At 60.9% G+C, this 327-nt stretch carries 1 protein-coding gene; it reads right to left on the reverse strand.

The window, feature by feature from the left end:
- Window positions 1–327 (reverse strand): thioredoxin family protein (locus tag BK665_RS34035; protein ID WP_185076767.1); only part of this gene is annotated, 327 nt, incomplete at both ends.

Genomic DNA, 327 nt, shown 5'->3' on the forward strand with positions numbered 1-327 from the left:
GCCGATGCACCGGCCGGGCCGCCGCCAACGATCAACACGTCAAAGGCTTCTTTGGCGCTGATCTTTTCGGCCTGAAGCTCGGCACCACTGGTGTCGATCTTGGCGAGGATTTCTTCCACGCCCATGCGGCCCTGGCCAAAGATCTCGCCGTTCAGGTAAACACTCGGCACGGCCATGATCTGGCGTTTGTCGACTTCAGCCTGGAACAGCGCGCCGTCGATGGCGACGTGGCGGATATTCGGGTTGAGTACGGCCATCAGGTTCAGTGCCTGGACCACGTCCGGGCAGTTCTGGCAGGACAGCGAGAAGTACGTCTCGAAGCTGAAC

It is taken from the genome of Pseudomonas frederiksbergensis (assembly GCF_003732665.1).
GTDB classification, from domain to species: domain Bacteria; phylum Pseudomonadota; class Gammaproteobacteria; order Pseudomonadales; family Pseudomonadaceae; genus Aquipseudomonas; species Aquipseudomonas frederiksbergensis_G.